Raw genomic sequence first — 312 nt, 5'->3', positions numbered from 1 at the left:
GCCGATCACCAGTTGCACCGGATCTTCCGGGTCGGCGTGGCCGAGGGCGACCATGGCGCCGATCAGCACCACGCCGTGCACGAAGTTCGAGCCCGACATCAGCGGCGTGTGCAGAATCACCGGCACGCGCGAGATGACTTCGTAGCCGGCAAACGCGGCCAGCATGAAAATGTAGAGTGCGGCAAAGCCTTCCATGATGTCTCTCCTTACAGACCGAGGATCTGCTTCACACCCGCGTGGCGCACTTCGCCCGCGTGGGTGAGACAGCATCCGGCCATGACTTCGTCTTCCCAGTCGAGCGCGAGCGCGCCA

Annotated in this window: 1 protein-coding gene; it reads right to left on the bottom strand. The window is 63.8% G+C overall.

Annotation, left to right across the window (positions count from 1 at the left end; genetic code table 11):
- Window positions 1-195: proton-translocating transhydrogenase family protein (locus AC22G6_RS21895; protein WP_487368517.1), on the bottom strand; the 195-nt coding region annotated here is incomplete at its 3' end.
- Window positions 196-312 lie beyond the last annotated feature (117 nt).

The sequence above is a fragment of the Parazoarcus sp. PS-13 R2A genome, assembly GCF_057621855.1.
This window is presented reverse-complemented; position numbering and strand designations above follow the sequence as displayed.